The organism is Ornithinimicrobium carbonis, from assembly GCF_977012275.1.
Genome location: NZ_OZ348993.1, coordinates 2,210,884 through 2,230,587, shown reverse-complemented (window position 1 = coordinate 2,230,587; position 19,704 = coordinate 2,210,884). Strand labels below are relative to the sequence as shown.

Sequence of the window (19,704 nt, the reverse complement as noted above, 5' to 3'; positions counted from 1 at the left end):
CCAGCGACCCTCGTTGCGCCGCTCTCGAGAGATCGAGGCGGCCCATCAGCTCGGGCACGGGATCGGGACACCCGTGCAGGCCATGACTCCTGAGCAGTAACCGGTCGATCCGTGGCAAGTGCATCCCATTATGGGATGCTCGATGGTATGCTCACGGCATGACGACACAGATCGCGGTACGGCTCCCTGACGAGATGGTTCGCTTCTTGGACCGGAGCGTCGCCAGTGGCAAGGCTGCCAGCCGAGCCGCGCTGGTGGCCGCGGCCCTAGAGCGCGAGATGCGCCTTCAGGCCGCGCAGCAGGACGTCCAGACCCTGAAGAAGAAGGGCACGGCCGATGACCTCGACGAGCTCGTGGCCTGGCCCGTGGCCCACGCGACACTGGACGACTGACCTTGCGCGAGATCTGCCTGGCGAGGCTGGACAAGACGCGCCCCGTCCTGGTGCTCACCCGCGACACTGCCCGCGCCGTGATGACCAAGGTGACCGTGGCTCCCATCACGTCGACCGTCAAGGGGTTGTCCAGCGAAGTACCGGTAGGACGTGCCAACGGGCTGGACCACGACAGTGCTGTCTCGATCGACAACGTCCTGACCATCCCCGCCGACCTCCTGGGCAGGACGCTGGGGCTCCTCACGCCCGAGCAGGAGCGCCACCTTGCAAGAGCCATCGTGCTGGCGTACGACCTCGAGGTGCCGTTGCTCCAAGAGCCGTGATCGCCCCTGAACCCAGAGACGATGCCTTCCGATCGAGCTGGAATGGAGAGCGACCAGCGGCATGCGCGAATGGTGCTACTGGGGTAGTCGTTGTGATCCTACCGAGGTAGTATCGCTGTCATGAAGGTGAGTGTAAGTCTGAGCGAGGAAGACCTCGCGGCCCTGGACCGGTACGTCGAGCAAGCCGGTCTGGAGTCAAGGTCGGCTGCCGTCCAGCAGGCCATCCGCCGCTTGCAGGATCCGCAGCTGGAGGCGGACTATGCCGCCGCCTGGCAGGAGTGGGCCCGCGCGGGGGACGAAGACGCGTGGGCCGCTGCGTCCTCGGACGGGCTCACCGATGCTGCGCGGTGAGATTCACCTCGTCGATCTGGACCCTGTGCGCGGTAGCGAGGCCAACAAGCGTCGCCCCGCGGTATTGGTCAGCAATGACCAGGCCAACACCATGGCTCAGCGACTTGGTCGCGGCGTAGTGACCGTCGTGCCCGTCACCAGCAACGTGGAGCGAATCTTTCCGTTTCAGGTGCTCCTGCCAGCGGACGAGACGGGACTGCGGGTGGACTTCAAAGCCCAAGGTGAGCAGGTTCGCTCGGTCGCCGTTGAACGGATCGGCCCTGCAGTAGGCCGGGTTTCGCCTCGATTGATGGCTGCGGTCGACGAAGCACTGCGCCTCCATCTGCGCTTGTGACCGCGCGGCGGCAGTTCAGTGCGTCTGTCCGTGAACGTGGACGACCGCGTTGTGGCCGCCGCTGTCGAGCGTGGCGTCGCACGTGTGTAGCGGCGCCCCTAGCGCCTCTGCCATAGTGATGTAGGCGGCGTCGTAGCTCGTGTACTGGTGCCGCAGGTCCCAAATCCGCTCGGCCAACGGCGCTGTTGCATGCCTGTCGATGACAAAGCCGAAGTGGACGTTGCGGGCGGCGCTGGCCGCGTGCTCGCCCAGTTTGCGACCCAGCGCGAGTCCTCGTAGAACGGAGAGGACTTCGACGTCGAGGATGTGAGGCGCGGCGACCTCGCCGGCCAACGCATTGAGCAGCATCTCATCGACATCGCGACCCGGCTGCAGAGTGGCGCGGAAGGTGCGGCATCACTCGGCGGGGCAGACTGAGCCAGGAACCACGCGGCCTGCGGCATGACAGTGCACGTGGCGGCGCACCACCGGGGTCTACGGGCAGACCTTCTCTACCCCTGGGGTCCACACCGGCACCACGGTCTCGTGCTCCACCGGCGAGGTGCCCTCGACAGCGACGAGGACCAGGTGCTCGTCCAGCCACGACCACAGGGCGTCGGGGTAAGGACGCAGCCGGTCCTCCACGCCGACCAGACCGTCCCGCAGCTGCTCAGCGCTCATGCCACCCGGCCGGCGACGAGAGATAGCTCGCCGGCCGAGAGCGCGCCGATCACCCCGCCGACCGCAGAGACCACCTCGGGTCTGCTGTATGCCAATCTTTTCCTCTCCCCGGACGACGGAGCCGCCGTCGTCGACTCACAGGGTATGGATTCTTTTGATGCACAGGGTGACCGCGCTCCCGGTATCCCGGACCTGTCCCTCGAGTGTCAGGTCGCTGCGTCCTTCCTCCGCGGTCCACAGGTCGACCGACACGTCCCAGACATCCTGCTCTCCCGTGGGCTGGTGGTCGGTAAAAGCCCAGGCGTCGTCGGGAAGGTCGACGACGGTGGCGGGATACTCCACGACCCAGTGCTCGAAACCGAGGTCGTCAGGGCCTTCACTGGCCGGTGCTACCCCGTCCCGCACCAGGCCGGCGTAGTCGCCGGCCGCCAGGCGACGGACGACGCCCGCGATGACCGGTCGCCATCGCTCGGGCACCGGACGAAGACCGTCGGGAATACCCTGCCAGCCGGGAGAACGGGCCAACCTCGCGTCACGCACGTCGGCCGCACGACCCTGCGCCTCGGTGGATCCCACGTCGACAAGGGAGAGCACCTCGGGCCGGTAGTACGACCCGCGCTCCGTGACCCGGACCAGCAGACCGACCCCCGTCGGGCCGTCAGCAGTGACCAGCGGGACGACGATGTCGAACTGGTCCGGACGGCCGCCGGCCGGGCGCGCCGTCAGCTCGCGGACGGCCTGGGGCGATAGGGGCTGCACCCGGCCCCCCAGCGACGCCAGCCTCTGTCTCAGGTTCGTCTCGTCCATCCGGGAGAACGGCCGCACGGCGCCGAACGCCTCCTTGACGAGGAGGTTGAGGGGGAACACGGCAGCCTGCCGCATCCGCGCGTCAGAGCACGTGCACACTCGTGACCACGACTCTCACGTTCGTACCGTCATCGTGTACCTCTGCTGTCAGCGTGAGGTCGCTGACGCCTTCGACCGCCGTCCACAACGGCAGCGTCACGGCGTATACCCCGGGGCCGGCAGAGACCGGCAGGTGATCCGACCACGCCCACGCGTAGGGCGGGAGCGGCACCAAGGAGTCGTGGTAGGCCTCGAGGTTGCCCTGGACCATGTCACCGGGCCCGCCGACGTGCGCGATCACGCCCTCCCGCTCAAGACGCTCATAGTCACCGGCGACCAAGCTGTCGACCACCTGACGGATCAAGGGACGCCATCGTTCGGGTATCGGGTAGTCCATCGGCACCAGCGGCTCCGTCAGACGAACCTCCGACGGGCGCGGCTGACGGGCCGGATCCGGGACCATGCCCGTGACCTCAGGCGGTGGCACGACGTCCTCGAACCCGACCACGTGGCGTCGGAACGTCGATTCGAACCCCGACGGAACCAACCGGACGCGGGCCGCTCTCCCCGCCATGCCGATGTTCGTCCACAACGGCACGAGGGCCTCGTACTCGACCGGGTCCGTTCCTGGCACGCTCTGAGGTTGGACCCAGTTCTCGAACCAGGGCAGCGCCTGCTCAGGGAGCCTGTACAGCGGTGCACCCACCGCCTTGACCTCGGCCTCCAACTCCGCCCGGGACAGGCCGCCGGCGTGCGCGATGGTAGCCAGATCTCCGCTACCGAAGAGATTGGCCAGGACGGCGAGCGGCATGAGCATGCCCCGCCGCTCCTCACGCCCACCCCTTTCGTCGCAGTCGTGCACGCGAGCACCATACAAGGGACACCCGCAGGGGTACCGGCACCGCGTGGATGAAGCCGGTTTGAGCGGTCACGAACCGTCAGATCACCGCGGTGGAACTGTCACCATCGCGCGAAAGTGGCCCAAGTCAGGGTGGGTTACGCCGCCTCGGGCATAGCGCCGCTCGCGCACATGCTCCCGATGAGTTCGCGCTCATCGGCGTTATGTGAGCGCGATGTCACGCGCGCCTCCGAGGGGATGTCGCAGTGGCATCCACAACTCGGCGGAGTCTTGATGTCACGCACCCCGGCGTGGCAGCGATGTATCGACCCTCGACGTGTGCCGGCCACCGGCATATCGCTGATGAGAGGCGCTCACAGAGCCCTGCCTGTGGCAAGCGTTGGGCGTGGAGCGCGCATCGCTTGTGGTCTGGGTCCCTGCACCGGAAGGGACCAGACGGCTTGCGGGTAGCACCATCTAGTTGGTGACGGGCTCTGCTGTTGCTTCATGCTCACGTCATCCGCCTCCGGATGATCCGGCGCGGGTGTGTCAGCCCTATGTCAATCCGGGTGGTCGTCTGACGCTACTCCTGACCACTCCTGTTCGGATGCACGAAACCCCCAGATTCGCGTCCTCAGGCGCAATCTAGGGGTTGACGTGCGACAACTGCACGGCGTGAAGACACGTAAGTGGAGGTGGCGGGAATCGAACCCGCGTCCGTCGCCAGGAATCCAGGGCTTCTCCGGGTGCAGTGCGCTAAGGATTTTCTCGGCCCCAGGGCTCGCGCGCACACGTTCCCTGACAGGCCCAGTCACGTAGGAGTCCCGCGCCGTCCCGTGACGTGACGACGCAGCAAGTCCTCTAGCTGATGCCAGACACTGAGACGAGGACTAGCTCAGGCTGACAGACTTCGGGCTCGCTCAGGCGGCGAGGGCGAAGTCGCTGCGGTTGGAATTGGCAGCTATTGGTTTCGCAAGGATCGTTGACGAGATGACCTTGCATCCTCGACCCGCTTCCCCTGAGACGCTGAACGACGTCGAAACCGATCACCCCCATGGGGTGCCTTCACGCTGTGCAGTTGTCAACCGGTCCACCGCGTCCTCGCGGACGGGGCAGACCGTCATCCTACGGGGGTCAACACCGTGAGGTCCACGCGGATTCCCTCCGGCGCGCCCAACCGCCGCGCCGGCCCCCCCACCGGCACCGGCACCGGGCGGGTCTCAGCCGCGGCCATAGACCATCTGGACGAAGTGGGCCACCTTGTCGTCGCTCACATGACGGGCCAGGTCGGACTCGCTGATCATCCCGACGAGACGGCCACCGTCGACGACCGGCAGGCGCTTGATCTGCTGGTCGCCCATGGTGTCGACGATGCGGTCGACATCCTCCTCCGACCCGACCGTGGAGACGATGCCCTGGGCTACCGACCCGACGGTCGTGGTAGCCAGGTCAGCGCCCTCGGCCACTCCGCGCACGACGATGTCCCGGTCGGTGACGATGCCCGACAGCGACCCGTCCCCTGACATCACCGGCAGGGCCCCCACCCCGTGGTCTCGCATCAGCGTCGCGGCCTCGGCCAGCGACTGGTCCTCGGTGACGGTGTGCATCTCGGCGGTCATGATCTCGCGTGCGGTGGTCATGTCACTCCATTTCGAGGGGGTTGCGGTTCCGTGCCTTCCCCACCCTGCCCCGCCCCCGCCCCACGGGCAAGCGGAGGGGAAACCCGCGCGACCGCATACCCCCTGCTCGCCTAGACTGGGCCGGTCATGCCCAAGGAAACCGGACGCAAGGTCGTCGCGAACAACAAGAAGGCCCGGCACGAGTACCTCATCGAGGACACCGTCGAGGCCGGCCTCGTGCTGACCGGGACCGAGGTGAAGTCGCTGAGGCAGGGTCGGGCCTCGCTGGCCGACGGTTACGCGACGTCCTACGGCGGCGAGCTGTACCTGGAGGGCGTGCACATCCCGGAGTACACGCAGGGGACGTGGACCAACCATTCGGCCCGGCGCCGGCGCAAGCTGCTGCTGCACCGGGACGAGATGGACAAGCTTGTCGCCAAGGCCGAGCAGGCCGGGCACACGATCATCCCGCTGTCGCTCTACTTCAAGGACGGGCGCGCCAAGGTCGAGATCGCGCTTGCCAAGGGCAAGAAGCTGCACGACAAGCGGCAGACGCTACGCGAACGGCAGGACCGCCGCGAGGCGGAGCGGGCCATGTCTGCCCACCTGAAGCGGCACGGCTGAGCGCGCGTCGCCGGGCAGCCATCACGGCCCCTTCCTGACGCTCGCTCCGCCGCTCACGCTCGCTCCGCCGCTCAGGCCGCTCCACCGCTCACACCCCTCACGCCGTCAGAGCCAGATCCGCGGGTTGACGGGCGCGCCGTTCTCCCGGGTCTCGAAGTGCAGGTGGCAGCCGGTCGAGGAACCCGTCGTCCCCTCGTAGCCCACGACCTGCCCGCGGGAGACCGACTGGCCGGGCGAGACGGCGAAGCTCTGCAGGTGCAGGTAGGCCGTGGTCAGGTTGACCCCTCGCTGGATCCCGTGGTCGAGCACGACGTAGTTGCCGCGGCTGTCGTCGTAGGGGGTGGAGTGCACCACGCCGTCGGCCGCGGCCGTGATGGGTGCCCCGCACCCGCCGCTGAAGTCGATGCCCGAGTGCAGGAGCGTGACTCCGAGGATCGGGTGCAGCCGCATCCCGAACTCGCTGGTCACGCCGCCGGCCACCGGCTGGGACAAGAACCCTGAGGACGTCTGTGCCGCGACCTGGGCGACCTGGGCCCGGCGCTCGGACTCGGCCTCCGCCGCGACCTGACGCTCGCGCTCCTCGGCGGCCTGCCGCTCGTCGGCCTCCTGGGCGGCCCGCTCCGCGGCGGCCGCCTCCTGCGCGGCGGCCTCGGCCCGCCGCCGGGCCTCCGCCGCGGCCTGCTCGTCGGCGCGACGCTGGGCGTCGGCCTCGGCCTGCCGCTGCCGCTCGGCCTCCCGTTCGGCGGCCCGCTGCCTGGCCCGCTCCTCGGCCGCCTGCTCGGCAGCGGCCTGCTCCGCCGCCTGCCGGGCCGCCTCCGCCTCGGCGGCCTTGCGGAGCGCCTCCTCCTCAGCCTTCCGTGCGGCCTCCTCGGCGGCCTTGCGACGGGCGGCCTCCTCGGCCGCCCTGAGCTCGGCCTCGGCGATCCGCTCCTCCTCGGCCTGTTCGTCGGCCTTGAGCCCGTGCTTGGTCTCGGCCAGCTCCGCGAGCTCGGCCGCCAGGTCGTCGGAGCGCCGCTGCTCCCCGGCCAGCTCCTCGGCGACGCGAGCCTTCTCCTCCTCCAGCGCCTCCTTCTCGCGCGCCTGCCGTGCCTCCAGCTCCTCCAGCTCGGCGCGCACGGCCTCGGCCGCGGCACGGGCCTCCTCCTTCGCGACCACCATGGCTTCGGCGCGGGCGAGCAGGTAGGCGATGTCGCCGCGCACGCCGGCGAGCCGGTCCTGCTCCACGACGTGCTCGGCCTCCTGGCCGGCCAGGGCCCGGATCTGCTGGTCCTGCACCCGCAGCACGGTGCGGGCCATGGACATCTCGTCGACCGCGTCGGACTCCCCGGAGAGCAGCTCCAGCGTCGAGGCCAGGGACCCCATGCCGCCCTGCTTGTAGCTTTCCCGGGCGATGGCGCCGACGGTGTCCCGGCTCTCGGCCTGCTGCTCCTCGTTCTGGGCGAGGCGCTCCTCGATGCGCTCCTCGTCCGCGCGGGCCAGCCCCAGCTCGGCCTCGATGCGCTCCGCCTCAGCCTCGGCGTCGGTCAGGTCGGCCTCTGCCTCGGCGAGCGCCACCCGGGCCTCGGCCACCTGCTCGGTGGTGCGGGCCAGCCGTTCGCTGGCCTCCACCAGCTCCTGGCCGGTGTGGTCCAGCTCCTCGTCCAGCTCGGCGGCCTGCTGACGAGAGCGTTCCTCGGCCTGACGCTTGCGCTCCTCCTCGGCCTCCACCCGCTCGATCCGGTCCCGGATCTCGTCGAGGTCGTCGGCGAGTGCGGGCGCGGCGACCATCACGCCGGCCAGCGCGAGGGCGAGGACGCCGCGGACCCGGGCGGCGGCATACCGACCCTGCCGTCGGGCGGGTGGGTGCTGGACGGAACCGCTCATCGTGCTTCTCCTCTGGGCGTCCACGGGATCAGACCCGTACGTGCCGGTGCAGGGCCAACCAGGCGGTGACCACGGCCAGCAGGAGTGCCCCACCGACCAGGAACGGGGTGATCAGCCACAGGTCGCGCTCGCCGACCAGGCTGATCAGGCCGCTCTCCCCCGCGAGCAGCTCGGACAGGAACCCGGTGACGCCGTAGCGCACCGTGGCCCACAGGAGACCGACGGCGAGCGCGGCCCCGAGCAGGGTCGCCACGACGGTCTCCAGGACGAAGGGCAGGTGGATGGAGAAGGCCGAGGCGCCGACCATCCGCTTGATCGCGGTCTCGCGTCGCCGGGTCCAGGCGGTGAGCCGGATCGTGGTCGAGATGAGCAGGACGGCGCACACCACCATCGCCACGGCGAGCGCCAGCGCCCCGACGCTGAGCACCCCCAGGAAGGTGAAGAGCTTGTCCACGACCTCGCGCTGGTCCTCCACGCTCTCCACGCCGGGCGCGTCCTCGAACGCGGCCCGGATCACCTCGTAGCGGCTGGGGTCGGACAGGTTGACCCGGAACGACTCCGGGATCGCCTCCTGGGGGATGGAGTCGATGACCGGGCTGTTGCGGAACTGGTCGCGGAAGCGCTCGTAGGCCTCCTCGTTGGACTCGTAGAAGACCTCGGTGACCAACGGGCTCAGGCCCTCCAGGTCGGCCCTGATCTGGTCGCGCTGCTCCTGGGTCACCCCTCCCCCGCTGCACGAGGCCACCTCGGCGGCACCGGGGGTGCACAGGAAGATCGAGACCTCGACCCGGTCGTACCAGAAGCCCTTGGCCGTGCTCACCTGCTGCTGCGCGAGCAGGCCGATGCCCAGGAAGAACAGCGAGACCATCGTCACGAGCACGACCGAGACGACCATCGAGACGTTGCGGCGCAGGCCGTTGCCGATCTCACCGAGCAGGAACCCGGGCCTCACGGCGCCGCCACCTGCCGGTAGCCGCCCACCGCCTGGTCGCGGACCACCCGGCCCTCGTGCAGCTGCACGACCCGCTTGCGGAACTGGTCCACGATCGAGGTGTCGTGGGTGGCCATGAGCACGGTCGTGCCGGCGCGGTTGATGCGCTCGAGGATGGCCACGATCTCGCTGCTGGTGTCCGGGTCGAGGTTGCCGGTCGGCTCGTCGGCGAGCAGGATCGGCGGCTTGTTGACCATGGCGCGGGCGATGGCCACGCGCTGCTGCTCCCCGCCGGAGAGCTCGTGCGGCAGGCGTCGCCCCTTGTCCTGCAGCCCGACGAGGGCCAGGGTCTCGGGGACGCGCTGCCTGATCTCGTGCCGCCGGGTCCCGAGCACCTGCAGGACGTACGCGACGTTCTGCGCCACCGTCTTGCCCGACAACAGCCGGAAGTCCTGGAAGACCGTGCCGATCTGGCGGCGCAGCAGGTGCACCCGCCTCTGCGGCAGCTCGCCAAGGTCGTGCCCGGCCACGAGCACCCGACCCGCCGTGGGCGCCTGCTCGAGGATGACCAGACGCAGCAGCGAGCTCTTCCCCGAGCCCGACTGTCCCACCACGAAGCAGAACTCTCCGCGGGTGACGTCGAGGTCCACCTCGCGCAACGCCCAGGGGTCGCCCTTGGCGTAGCGCAGGCTGACGTTCTCCAGGGTGATCACGCGGGCGGGCTCCAGGGGAGAGTATGCGGTGCTGCTGGGACGGGGGGGACGTGTGGGGCGGGCTGGCGGTCGGCGTTCACGGTAACCGAGGGACCCGGGGCGACCAAGGACCCGCGCCGGGCCTGTCGAGATCCGGTCCCGCCCGGGTTCTGTCAAGGGACGGTAGGGCCCAGGTCAGGGGTCGGTCAGAAGTCGGTCTGGACTCGGTCAAGACCCTGGACCGCGGGCCCGCGGGTGCCTACCTTGCGACAGGGCCCTCGGTCGTCCGCGGGCCTCCCCCCGTCAAAGGAGACGCACGACGTGAGTACGAGCACCGACCACCGGACCCCGCGGTCCGGCCGCAGCACCGCCCGCCGCACCCTGGCCGTCACGGCCACGGCCGCGGTCGTCCTGGCCGGCATGGGGTCGCCGGCGCTGGCCAAGGGCAAGGGCGGCGAGAACAACGGCAACCCGAACACCAGCAAGAAGATCACCCAGGCGGTCGACGTCGAGAACGTCTGGACGCACCTGGAGGAGTTCCAGGAGATCGCCGACGAGAACGGCGGCAACCGGGCCTCCGGCCTCCCCGGGTACGAGGCCAGCGCCGAGTACGTCGAGCAGGTCCTGCAGGACGCCGGCTACGAGACCGAGCGCCACGACTTCAGCTACCCCCGCACCCGGACCCTGGCCGAGGACCTGACCGTCGGCGGTGAAGACGTAGCGGTGATCGCCATGAGCTACAGCCCCAGCACGCCCGACGGCGGTGTCACCGGCCCACTGGCGGCGCCGACCGTCGACCCCCAGGGTTGCGACGCGGCCGCCTACGGCGAGGGTGCCGACCTCACCGGCCAGATCGCCATCGTCTCGCGCGGGACGTGCGCCTTCTCCGCGAAGTCGCTGGCCGCCGCCGCAGTCGGAGCCGAGGCCGTCCTCGTCTACAACAACGAACCCGGGGCGCTCAACGGCACCCTCGGAGGACCCGACTCCGGTTTCGTGCCGGCGGCGGGCATGACACAGGAGGCCGGTCAGGCGCTGCTGGCGCAGATGGCGCAGGACACCGTCACCGCGACGCTGGACCTGCGCACCATCGACGAGGTGGTCGAGACCTTCAACGTGCTCGCCGAGACCTCGACCGGCCGGGACGACAACGTCGTCATGCTCGGTGCCCACCTCGACAGCGCCCAGGAGGGTGCCGGCATCAACGACAACGCCACCGGGTCGGCCGCGATCCTGGAGACGGCGGTGCAGCTGGCCAGGGTCAACAAGACCAACAACACGGTGCGCTTCGCCTGGTGGGGCGGTGAGGAGGACGGCCTGCAGGGGTCGAACGCCTGGGTCGCCGACCAGTCGCCGGCCGAGCTGGACGACATCGCGACCTACCTCAACTTCGACATGGTGGGCTCGCCCAACCACGTCATCGGCGTCTACGACGCGGACGAGTCGACCTACGAGGCGGGCGTCGCCCCGCCGGCCGGATCGATCCAGACGGAGGAGGTCTTCACCGACTACTTCGACCTGACCGGTCAGCCGTGGGTGGACACCGCCTACTCGGGCCGCTCGGACTACCAGGCGTTCATCCTCAGCGGGGTCCCGGCCTCAGGCCTGTTCACCGGTGCCGACGGCACCAAGACGGAGAAGGAGGTCGAGCTGTTCGGCGGCACCGCCGGCATCACCTACGACCCGAACTACCACACCGTCCTCGACGACATCGACAACGTCGACCGGGAGGCCCTGGACATCATGAGCGACGCCATCGCGCACGCGGCGTTGACGCTCGCCCAGGACACCTCGGAGATCAACGGCAAGCGCAGCGCCGGGAAGTCCGGCAAGCCGCACCCGCAGGGCGACCTGCCGACGGACGACGAGGAGGCCGAGGACGCCGCCTGACCGGCGCGCGTCGAACCCGACCCCAGCACCACCCGACGGGCGGCACCCAGCAGGGTGCCGCCCGTCGGCACGTCCCACCCGTCCGAGCCCCGCTCACGCAGGCGGCGCAGACAGCTCTCAGCCGCGCCGCACCAGGCCGCGCACCTTCGCCATACCCTCCCGGACCAGCGCGGCGGGCCGCCCCGCCCAGCCGGGGGCGGTCGCGGCCGCGACGACCCGGCCCTTGAGGCCTTCGAACGGGGGGTACAGCACACGCAGGGTGTCCGGACCCAGCGGCTTGTCGAGCACCGACCGGTGATGGCTCAGCTCCTCGAGCGACGCGCGGCCGTGGTAGGCGCCCGTGCCGGAGGCCCCGACCCCCCCGACCGGGAGCTGCGGGGCGCCGAACTGGATCACGGTGGCGCCGAACGCCATCCCTCCCGAAGTGGTGCGCCGCGCGAACGCGTCCCTGACGTCCTCCCGCTCGGAGAAGACGTAGAGCGCCAGCGGGTGCTCGCGCGAGGTGATCTGCTCGATGGCCTGCTGGTGGTCGGCGACGGTGATGACGGGCAGGATCGGGCCAAAGATCTCCTCCTGCATGATCGGCGCGCCGGGGTCGACGTCGGCGAGGACCGTCGGGGCGATGTACCGCTCGCCGGCGTCGTGCTGCCCACCGGTGACCACGCTCCCCCCGGCTCCGTCCAGGAGCTCGACGAGGCGGGCGTGCTGCCGCCCGTCGACGATCCGCCCCAGGTCCGGGCTCCTGCGCGGATCGTCGCCGAAGAACTCGTGCACCGCCGCGGCCAGCTCGGCCAGCAGCCGGTCCCGGGCGGCGCGGGTCACGAGCACGTGGTCGGGCGCCACGCAGGTCTGGCCCGCGTTGGTGAACTTGCCCCAGACGATCCGCCGGGCGGCCACACCCAGGTCGACGCTGTCGTCGACGAACGTCGGAGACTTCCCGCCCAGCTCGAGGGTCACGGGCGTGAGGTGCTCGGCCGCGGCGCGCATGACGATGCGACCCACCCGGCCGGACCCGGTGAAGAAGATGTGATCGAAGCGGCGCTCCAGCAGGGCGGTCGTCTCCTCGACGCCGCCAGTGACGACCTTGGCGACGTCGGCGGGGAAGTACTGCGGAACGAGCTGTTCGACCAGGGCGGCGAAACGGGGCGCGTGCTCGCTGGGCTTCAGCACGACCGTGTTGCCGGCGGCGAGGGCACCGGCCGCCGGGGTCAGCAGCAGCTGGAGCGGGTAGTTCCACGGCGCGACGACCAGCACCACACCCTTGGGCTGCAGCTGCACGTGCGCGCGGGCAGGACGCAGCGTCAGCGGCAGGGAGACCGGCCGGGGCGCCGTCCACTCCTCCAGGTGGGCGAGCAGATGGTCGATCTCCTCGACGATGACGTAGCTCTCGGTGAGCCGCGCCTCCAGCCGCGGCTTGCCGACGTCGGCGGCGACGGCGTCCAACAGCTCGGCCTCGTGCTCGACGAGCAGGCGGCGCAAGGCCCCCAGGTGCGCCCGGCGCCAACCGAGGTCGGCGGAGGCGCCGGAGGTGACGGTATGCCGCAGCGCCACCAGGTCGAGGGAGCCGGGGCCGAGAGGACCCGGGCTCGACGGACCCGGGTCGGAGGTCGTGGTCGCGGTCATGCTCCGACCCTACGGCCGGCGCCTGGGCGGGCCGACCTCAGTCCTGCGCCCGCTCCTGGCCGCGCTTCCAGCGGATGCCCGCCTCGATGAAGTCGTCGATCTCGCCGTCGAGCACCGACGAGGTGGACCCCACCTCGTGGCCGGTCCGCAGGTCCTTCACCATCTGGTAGGGGTGCAGGACGTAGGAGCGCATCTGGTCCCCCCAGCTGGCCTTGACGTCCCCGGCCATCTCCTTGCGCTCGGCGGCCTCCTCGGCCTGCTTGAGGAGCAGCAGACGGGACTGGAGCACCCGCAGGGCGGCGGCCCGGTTCTGGATCTGGCTCTTCTCGTTCTGCATCGAGACCACTGTGCCCGTCGGGATGTGCGTCATGCGCACGGCCGAGTCGGTCGTGTTGACCGACTGGCCACCGGGACCCGACGAGCGGAAGACGTCGATCTTCAGGTCGTTCTCGGGGATCTCGATGCTGTCGGTCGACTCGATGAGGGGGATGACCTCGACGGCGGCGAAGCTGGTCTGCCGCCTGCCCTGGTTGTCGAACGGGCTGATCCGCACGAGCCGGTGGGTGCCGGCCTCGACCGCCAGGGTGCCGAAGGCGTAGGGGACCTTGACCTCGAAGGTGGCCGACTTCAGCCCGGCCTCCTCGGCGTAGGAGGTGTCCAGCACGGTGGTCGGGTAGTCGTGCCGCTCGGCCCAGCGCAGGTACATCCGCATGAGCATCTCGGCGAAGTCGGCGGCATCCACCCCCCCGGCACCGGAGCGGATCGTCACGACGGCCTCACGCTGGTCGTACTCCCCGTTGAGCAGGGTCCGCACCTCGAGCTGCTCGACGTCCTTGCGCAGCTTGGCGAGGTCCCGCTCGGCTTCGACCATCGTCTCGGCGTCGCTCTCCTCCTGGCCGAGCTCGACGAGCGCCTCGAGGTCGTCGATCCGTGCGTCCATGCCGGTCACCTTGTCGTGCTCGGCCCTGGCGCGGGACAGCGAGGAGGTCACCTTCTGGGCGTGCTCGACGTCGTCCCACAGGTTCGGTGAGGAGGCCTCGGTCTCCAGCTCCGTCATCTGCTCCCGCAGGCGGTCGAGGTCGGTGACGTCGCGCACCGACGCCATGGTCGCGCGGAGCTGCTTGATCTCGTTCTCGAAGTCGACGGCCACGAGGGTCAAGCCTACGGCAGCCCCGGGGCGCCCGGGTCTCGGCCGGGCCTCCCACCCGGGAGGGTGCACGGCCCACTCCGGAGCGTGCACGGCATACCCTGGCGCGCATGAGCGAGCCACGGACCGACGACCAGGGACGACCCGAACCCCCGTTGACGGCGGACGAGGCGGGGACGCTCGTGGGGTTCCTGGAGTTCCAGCGCGCGACCCTGGAGTGGAAGACCCGGGGGCTGGAGGAGGAGGGGCTGCGTCGCCGGCTCGACGCCCACCCCTCCCGGCTGACGCTGGGCGGGCTGTTGAGCCACCTGGCCTGGGTGGAGGACTTCTACTTCTCCGCGGGCGCGACGGGCTCGCCGATGCCCGAGGAGTGGCAGCGCTCCGAGGACGGGTCAGACTATCTGCGGGCGTGGACCTCGGCGGACACCCTGCCCGCCGCCGAGGTCCACGGCCGGTGGGAGCGCGCGGTGGCCCGGTCGCGGTCCGTCGTGGAGAACCTGGTCGGGCGCGGACCCGAGGCGCTGGGCCGCACCTACCCCGCCTGGGACGGTCAGGCGCAGGTCACGCTGCGCTGGTTGCTCACCCACATGGTGGAGGAGTACGCCCGGCACAACGGCCACGCCGACCTGCTGCGCGAGCTGGTCGACGGGCAGACCGGGGAGTAGCCGCGCTCAGGCGATGGCCACCAGCCGGCCCGTCGCGGAGGTGGCGACCGCCTCCTGCAGGTAGGACAGCGCCTGGCGGGCCGTCCACCCCTCGGGGTGCCGCTGGATGAGGACCTGGGCCCCCTCGAGGTCCTGGCCGAGGGTGACGAGGGTGTCCTCGACGTAACCGTCCTTGCGGTGCTGCTCGAGGCCGATGTTGGCCATCAGCCCGTTGCACAGGCACTTGCGGCCGGCGGTCTCCTCGAGCTCGCCGCCCTTCTTGAGGTACATGTGCACCGGCTCCGAGGCGCAGCGGTAGCCGACCTCCCCGTCCTCGCGCTCGTAGGGCTGGCGCAGGTAGGACAGGTCGCACAGCCGGGGGCGGGCCTCGTAGACCTCGACCTGGCTGGCGGTGCCCTCGAGGGTGGCCACCTTGAACGGGAACCCGGTCGGGCTGGCCCGGGGGTCGTTGCGCACGTCCAGGTCGCCGGCGCGCAGCCGGTCGAGCATCTTGGCGCGCACACCGTCGGCGAGACCGGAGTCGGCCGACATGGCGAAGAGCGTGCCGACCTGCACCCCGACCGCGCCGGAGGCCACCGCCTCGGCCACCCGCTCGGGGGTGCCGAAGGCGCCGGCGAGCCAGAACGGCAGGCCCAGGGCCGCCATCTTCTCCAGGTTGGCCTCGTCGCGGGCGCCGTAGACCGGGTCCCCGTGCTCGTCGAGCTGCATCTTGCCCCGCGGCGGTGCGGAGTGACCGCCGGCCGGCGGCCGCTCGACGACGAACCCGTCCGGGCGGATGTCGGGGTCGCGGTGCAGGTAGGAGGCGAGCTGGTCGACCGAGACGATGGCCAGGAAGTCGGGCCGGACCAGCGCGGGTAGGTCCTCGCCGAGCAGGTCGACCGGGTCCACCTCCACGTAGCGGCGCAGCTTGCCGCCCGCCACGTCGGCGCTGATGCGCCCGGCGGTGCCGGCGGCCAGGGCGCGCAGCAGCGCGGGGATCTCACGGGGGATGCCTGCCCCCATGAGCACGTAGTCGACGCCGGCCAGCATCGCCCCGAACAGGGCCGTCGGCGTGGCCATCTGCACCTTCTCGAGGGCGTTGATGCCCACGACGCCGTCGTGCCCCTCCTTGGCCAGCCACACCTCGGCGAAGTTGCCGAGCACACCCAGCTCCTGCCCGGCGCGGGCCGTCTGCAGCGTCAGCTTGGGGATCGGCTTGTAGGGCGCGTCGGGGTGCCGGCCACCCTCGACGAAGTACTTGTCCAGCACCCGCTCGACCATCGCCGGGGAGGGGAAGTGCGCGAGCGCCCGGCGGTAGTGCCCGCCGGGGTCGCCGTCCTGCAGCACGCGGGACAGCACGGCGTCCATCGCAGTGCCGGACACGACGCCCAGGTGACCGGCCGTGGAGACCTCGCGGGCGAGGCGCCAGCCGGAGACGGCCACCCCCATGCCGCCCTGGATGACCACCGGGCGGCGGCGTCCGGTCTCGCCCGGGCCCGGCTGGGCGGCGGTCTCGGGCAGACCTGCGGGCCCGGCGGGGGCCGGCTCGGCAGGACGGGGGTATGCGGCAGCAACTGCGGGCATGCGGGGGGTTCACCTTCGGGTCGGGTACCTACGCTAACGTAGGTTTCGGTTCCGTAGGTTACGGTAACGTAAGTCGCCCGGGCCTGTCTCCCCCGGACGCCAGCACGACACCGCCCGATCTCCGGGCCGTTCCTCCGACCTGCTGCGCGATCCTGGCGTACACTTGGTGTTCATCAGTTGTTCACCTGATCGGAGGCGCGACATGCAGGCACGGAGCCCCATGTACGAGCGCACGCTGCGCCGGGTCCAGCGCGACCTGACCGAGCGGTTCGCTGCCGGCTTCACCGCGGACGAGGTCGCCGAGGTGGTCACCCGCGGGCGTCGTCAGCTGGAGGAGAACGGACGCCACCCCGAGTTCATCCCCGCGCTCCTCGAGCACTGGGCCCGCGACGAGCTGCTGGCGACGGCGCGCGCCGAGGGACGGGCGCTGTCCCCCCTGCCCAAGCTGCTGTTCGTCTGCGAGCACAACGAGGGCCGTTCCCAGGTCGCCGGGGCCCTCGCCGAGCACCTCTCCGGGGGCCAGGTGCTGGTCCGGTCCGCAGGCATCAACCCGACGGGCCGGCTCAACCCGCACGCGGCGACCGTCCTGGCCGAACGTGGCATCGAGCTGCGCAACCCCCTCCCGCAGACCGTGCACGCCGACGCGCTCGACGCGGCCGACGTCATCGTGCTGATCGGCTGCTGCGAGGACGAGGCCGACTTCGCCGGACGTCGCACCCTGCGCTGGGACGTCGACGACCCCTACGCCCAGGACCTGTCGACGGCCCGCCGGATCGCCGACGAGCTGGAGGCCCGCGTGCGCGCCCTCCTCGCCGAGCTCGAGGTGCCCGTCCTCGAGCAGGAGGTCGCCCGTACCGCGTCCTGACGGACGTGGGACGGCCGCGCGTCGCCCCAGGACGCACCCGGGGTCCGCGTCAACCCTCGTTGGGAGGGCAGCAGGGGGCCCTGCGTGGACGGCCCGACGGCATCCGCTGCGTCAGGCCAGGTCCACGCGCACCCCGTCGCGCACGGTCTGGAAGGTCACCTGCGAGAGGTCCGTCACGACGGCGTCGGCCAGCTCCGCCAGCTCGTGCGCCCCGCTCGTCGTGGTCACCGCGATGGTCGCGGCACCGGCCGCCCGCCCGGCCTGCAGCCCCGCCGGCGCGTCCTCGACGACGAGGCAGCGGGCGGGGTCCACGCCCAGCTTCTGGGCGCCCAGCAGGAACGGCTGCGGGTCGGGCTTGCCGCGGGTGATGTCGTCGGCGGTGACGAAGGCCGCGGGAGGCGTCAGCCCGGCGGCGTCCAGCCTCAGCACCGCCAGGTGGCGTCCGGCGGAGGTCACGATGGCGGCGCGGCCGCCCACCGCGGCCAGCGCTTCCCTGGCTCCGGGGAGGGCCACCACCCCCTCGGCGTCCTCGAGCTCGCGCCGGTCGATGTCGGCGGTCGCCGCGTCGACGTCCAGGTGCGGCGCCACCCGGGACACGATGCCGCGGCTGGGCACCCCGTGGAGGCCGACGAGCGTTTCCAGGGGTATACCGTGGTGCTCGGCCCAGGCGGTCCAGGCCCGCACGACGGCGCCGCTGGAGTCGATCAGGGTGCCGTCGTTGTCGAAGAGGACCGCGTCGAAGGTGGTCGTGGACAGGTCGGTCGTCGCAGCGGAGCTCACCGGGCCATCCTCCCAGGCCGCCGGCGTGCCTCCGACCCCGCGGACGGCATACCCGCGGAATGCCTTCAGGGTTCCAGGTCGCTGCGGGCGGTCGAGGTGACCGTGATGGGGACCGACCCGCCGAACGCCGACAGGACGGAGGAGGCCACCGGTATCCGGGCGCCCCCGGACAGCACGACGACCGCCGTCCGCCCGTCCGGCGTGCCGGTCCCCGCGGCGACCTGCCATCCCGTCAACCGGGAGGGCAGGGTGCGCGAGGCCAGGTGGTCGGAGGCGGCCAGCGCCACGCCGGCGTCGGTCAGCGGCACGCCCGTCCCCACACCGGTGGAGTAGGCGGTCGCCTCGTCCAGGGCGTCGCTGGCGTCCAGGGCGGCCGCGTCCGCCGCGTCGAGCAGGTGGATCCGGGCCAGCTGGACCGAGGTGACGCCCACGACCCCCAGCACCACCGTGAGGGCCACGGCCACCATGCCGATCAGCAGGATGCTCACCTGACCGGCCTCCGGGTCCGTGCGGCCCGTCATCGTCCACGCTCCCGGAAGGCGTCGACGGACTCCGTGTGCTGCGCGGTGAGGGTGATCGAGGCCGGCACCCGGTCGGCCATCATGTCCGGGACCAGGGGCAGCGGCACCTCCACGACCGCGTCCACCACGACGACGCTCCCGGGCTCCAGACAGCCCGGCCCGCCGCAGCCCAGCGAGAGGCGGACGTCCTCGGCCGCGAAGCCGTGCGCCTGCGCGACCAGGGCTGCCGCCGCCTGCGCCCGCGTCGGGGCGTCCAGGACGGACTCGGCGGTGACGTAGCTGCGTCCGGCCTCCCGGGCGGCCGCGGTCACCGCGTACGCCCCCGCCTGCACGCGGCCGACCGAGCCGACGAGGTAGAAGAGCGGCACCACGAGCAGGACCAGGAGGAAGGCGACCTCCACGGTCATCGATCCCCGGTCCGAGGCACGGAGGAGGGCACTCACTGGTCCTCCGCGTAGGCCTGCCCGGAGACGACCATCCGGTCGGCCGGCCCGAACGGGCCGAGCACCGGCAGCCGCAGCGAGGCGCTGACCTCCACGACCTCCACCCCCGAGACCGACGTACGGTGCGCCGAGACGGCCACCCCGCTCGTCCCCGGCAGGCTGGTCCGCAGGAGCTCACGCGCCCGGTGGGCACCGTCCTGCGGTCCGGCGTCGGCCCGCGCCCCGTACCGTGCACCTTCGACGACGTGGGCCGTCGCCGTGTTGTGCAGGTGCAGCGCGAAGGCCAGCTGCACCGCCGCCAGCAGGAGCACCGAGACCATCCCGGCCAGGAGCGCGAACTCGGTGACCGCCGCCCCCCGGTCGGGAGCCGCCCCCCGGTCGGTGAAGGGGGCCCGATCGGGAGCCGCCGCCCGGTGGGTGACGGCGGCCCGATCTGGGGCAGCGGTCACCCTGCGGTGGATGGTCCTGCGGATCACGTCCCGACGCTGGTCACGGCCGTGGTGAAGAGCTGGGTGAGCAGCGGCTCGGCCACCAGCCACAGGGCGGCCACGAGGCCTGCGGTCATGATCGTGATGAGCACCCAGCCGGGCACGTCGCCCCGCTCGGGCTCGTCCGCCCAGGCACGCAGGTGGCGGGCCAGGGCACGGCGGGCCAGCGGCCGGCGGCGCGCTGTGCTGGGAGTGCGGAGGGTGGATCGCTGCATGGTCGTCCTTCTCTCGTCGGGTCCGGGCCGGGTC

24 protein-coding genes and 1 other RNA gene are annotated in these 19,704 nt (G+C 71.3%); 8 read left to right on the top strand and 17 right to left on the bottom strand.

The genetic code is table 11. From position 1 onward, the window contains the following. The first annotated feature begins 158 nt into the window (after positions 1-158). The 4 genes from ACWHYA_RS10150 (at position 159) to ACWHYA_RS10135 (ending at position 1,400) form a co-directional block, all read left to right on the top strand. Positions 159-392, top strand: coding sequence for a YlcI/YnfO family protein (locus ACWHYA_RS10150; RefSeq protein ID WP_425941383.1), 234 nt, complete (start codon positions 159-161; stop codon positions 390-392). A 2-nt stretch (positions 393-394) separates the two neighbouring features. Beyond that, positions 395-715 carry a type II toxin-antitoxin system PemK/MazF family toxin gene (locus tag ACWHYA_RS10145; protein ID WP_425941385.1) on the top strand — a complete coding sequence of 107 codons (321 nt, stop codon included), beginning with the start codon at positions 395-397 and terminating at the stop codon, positions 713-715. A gap of 120 nt (positions 716-835) precedes the next feature. Continuing rightward, positions 836-1,066, top strand: a complete 231-nt coding sequence (locus tag ACWHYA_RS10140; RefSeq protein WP_425941387.1) for a ribbon-helix-helix domain-containing protein — start codon at positions 836-838, stop codon at positions 1,064-1,066. Next, complete coding sequence (locus tag ACWHYA_RS10135) at positions 1,053-1,400, top strand: type II toxin-antitoxin system PemK/MazF family toxin (RefSeq protein WP_425941389.1); 348 nt, start codon at positions 1,053-1,055, stop codon at positions 1,398-1,400. The genes ACWHYA_RS10140 and ACWHYA_RS10135 overlap by 14 nt, the downstream gene beginning before the upstream one ends. Positions 1,401-1,415: 15 nt before the next feature. On the opposite strand, the gene ACWHYA_RS10130 is transcribed toward ACWHYA_RS10135, so the two are convergent. The 6 genes from ACWHYA_RS10130 to ACWHYA_RS10105 all read right to left on the bottom strand — a co-directional run bounded on the left by ACWHYA_RS10130 (position 1,416) and on the right by ACWHYA_RS10105 (position 5,384). Beyond that, a complete protein-coding gene (locus ACWHYA_RS10130) occupies positions 1,416-1,748 on the bottom strand; it encodes a type II toxin-antitoxin system VapC family toxin (protein ID WP_425941391.1) in 333 nt (110 codons plus the stop codon). Between the two features lie 126 nt (positions 1,749-1,874). Continuing rightward, positions 1,875-2,060: a hypothetical protein gene (locus ACWHYA_RS10125; protein WP_425941393.1), complete on the bottom strand. Its 186-nt coding sequence runs from the start codon at positions 2,058-2,060 to the stop codon at positions 1,875-1,877. A gap of 135 nt (positions 2,061-2,195) precedes the next feature. Then, positions 2,196-2,927, bottom strand: coding sequence for a DUF7668 domain-containing protein (locus ACWHYA_RS10120; RefSeq protein ID WP_425941394.1), 732 nt, complete (start codon positions 2,925-2,927; stop codon positions 2,196-2,198). 22 nt (positions 2,928-2,949) lie between these two features. Beyond that, a complete protein-coding gene (locus ACWHYA_RS10115; RefSeq protein ID WP_425941396.1) occupies positions 2,950-3,768 on the bottom strand; it encodes a DUF7668 domain-containing protein in 819 nt (272 codons plus the stop codon). Positions 3,769-4,431: 663 nt separating this feature from the next. Beyond that, positions 4,432-4,798: a transfer-messenger RNA gene (gene ssrA, locus ACWHYA_RS10110) on the bottom strand. 166 nt (positions 4,799-4,964) lie between these two features. Next, complete coding sequence (locus tag ACWHYA_RS10105; protein WP_425941398.1) at positions 4,965-5,384, bottom strand: CBS domain-containing protein; 420 nt, start codon at positions 5,382-5,384, stop codon at positions 4,965-4,967. A gap of 126 nt (positions 5,385-5,510) precedes the next feature. Between ACWHYA_RS10105 and smpB the strand changes: the two genes are divergently transcribed. Next, entirely contained in the window at positions 5,511-5,987 is a 477-nt protein-coding gene (smpB, locus tag ACWHYA_RS10100; protein ID WP_425941400.1) for an SsrA-binding protein SmpB, read from the top strand. Between the two features lie 105 nt (positions 5,988-6,092). Here smpB and ACWHYA_RS10095 read toward each other — a convergent pair whose 3' ends face one another. The 3 genes from ACWHYA_RS10095 to ftsE are packed head-to-tail and all read right to left on the bottom strand — an operon-like array spanning position 6,093 to position 9,494. Then, entirely contained in the window at positions 6,093-7,850 is a 1,758-nt protein-coding gene (locus ACWHYA_RS10095) for a M23 family metallopeptidase (protein ID WP_425941402.1), read from the bottom strand. 28 nt (positions 7,851-7,878) lie between these two features. After that, entirely contained in the window at positions 7,879-8,802 is a 924-nt protein-coding gene (gene ftsX / locus ACWHYA_RS10090; RefSeq protein WP_425941403.1) for a permease-like cell division protein FtsX, read from the bottom strand. Beyond that, positions 8,799-9,494, bottom strand: coding sequence for a cell division ATP-binding protein FtsE (gene ftsE, locus ACWHYA_RS10085; RefSeq protein ID WP_425941405.1), 696 nt, complete (start codon positions 9,492-9,494; stop codon positions 8,799-8,801). Before ftsE ends, ftsX begins: the two co-directional genes overlap by 4 nt. Before the next feature lie 300 nt (positions 9,495-9,794). Between ftsE and ACWHYA_RS10080 the strand changes: the two genes are divergently transcribed. Further along, the gene (locus tag ACWHYA_RS10080) at positions 9,795-11,360 is read left to right on the top strand and encodes a M28 family peptidase (protein WP_425941407.1); all 1,566 of its coding nucleotides are present in this window, start codon (positions 9,795-9,797) and stop codon (positions 11,358-11,360) included. Between the two features lie 117 nt (positions 11,361-11,477). Here ACWHYA_RS10080 and ACWHYA_RS10075 read toward each other — a convergent pair whose 3' ends face one another. Beyond that, positions 11,478-12,983, bottom strand: a complete 1,506-nt coding sequence (locus ACWHYA_RS10075; protein ID WP_425941409.1) for an aldehyde dehydrogenase family protein — start codon at positions 12,981-12,983, stop codon at positions 11,478-11,480. 37 nt (positions 12,984-13,020) lie between these two features. Continuing rightward, positions 13,021-14,133 (bottom strand): peptide chain release factor 2, encoded by a 1,113-nt coding sequence (gene prfB, locus ACWHYA_RS10070; RefSeq protein ID WP_425941411.1) that lies wholly within the window; start codon positions 14,131-14,133, stop codon positions 13,021-13,023. 107 nt (positions 14,134-14,240) lie between these two features. On the opposite strand from prfB, the gene ACWHYA_RS10065 reads away from it, so the two are divergent. After that, on the top strand, positions 14,241-14,795 hold the full coding sequence (locus ACWHYA_RS10065) for a DinB family protein (protein WP_431473011.1): 555 nt from the start codon (positions 14,241-14,243) through the stop codon (positions 14,793-14,795). A gap of 6 nt (positions 14,796-14,801) precedes the next feature. On the opposite strand, the gene ACWHYA_RS10060 is transcribed toward ACWHYA_RS10065, so the two are convergent. Beyond that, positions 14,802-16,358, bottom strand: coding sequence for a nitronate monooxygenase (locus ACWHYA_RS10060; protein ID WP_425941413.1), 1,557 nt, complete (start codon positions 16,356-16,358; stop codon positions 14,802-14,804). Between the two features lie 220 nt (positions 16,359-16,578). Between ACWHYA_RS10060 and ACWHYA_RS10055 the strand changes: the two genes are divergently transcribed. After that, positions 16,579-17,223, top strand: a complete 645-nt coding sequence (locus ACWHYA_RS10055) for an arsenate-mycothiol transferase ArsC (RefSeq protein WP_431473012.1) — start codon at positions 16,579-16,581, stop codon at positions 17,221-17,223. A 111-nt stretch (positions 17,224-17,334) separates the two neighbouring features. Here the strand turns inward: ACWHYA_RS10055 and ACWHYA_RS10050 are convergent, their stop codons facing one another. The 5 genes from ACWHYA_RS10050 to ACWHYA_RS10030 form a co-directional block, all read right to left on the bottom strand. Next, positions 17,335-18,003: an HAD family hydrolase gene (locus tag ACWHYA_RS10050; protein ID WP_425941416.1), complete on the bottom strand. Its 669-nt coding sequence runs from the start codon at positions 18,001-18,003 to the stop codon at positions 17,335-17,337. 65 nt (positions 18,004-18,068) lie between these two features. Continuing rightward, entirely contained in the window at positions 18,069-18,524 is a 456-nt protein-coding gene (locus tag ACWHYA_RS10045; RefSeq protein WP_425941418.1) for a pilus assembly protein TadG-related protein, read from the bottom strand. Continuing rightward, a complete protein-coding gene (locus ACWHYA_RS10040; protein WP_426947860.1) occupies positions 18,521-18,967 on the bottom strand; it encodes a pilus assembly protein in 447 nt (148 codons plus the stop codon). The genes ACWHYA_RS10045 and ACWHYA_RS10040 overlap by 4 nt, the downstream gene beginning before the upstream one ends. Then, on the bottom strand, positions 18,964-19,443 hold the full coding sequence (locus ACWHYA_RS10035; RefSeq protein ID WP_425941422.1) for a TadE family protein: 480 nt from the start codon (positions 19,441-19,443) through the stop codon (positions 18,964-18,966). The genes ACWHYA_RS10040 and ACWHYA_RS10035 overlap by 4 nt, the downstream gene beginning before the upstream one ends. Next, a complete protein-coding gene (locus ACWHYA_RS10030; RefSeq protein WP_425941423.1) occupies positions 19,440-19,670 on the bottom strand; it encodes a hypothetical protein in 231 nt (76 codons plus the stop codon). The genes ACWHYA_RS10035 and ACWHYA_RS10030 overlap by 4 nt, the downstream gene beginning before the upstream one ends. Positions 19,671-19,704 lie beyond the last annotated feature (34 nt).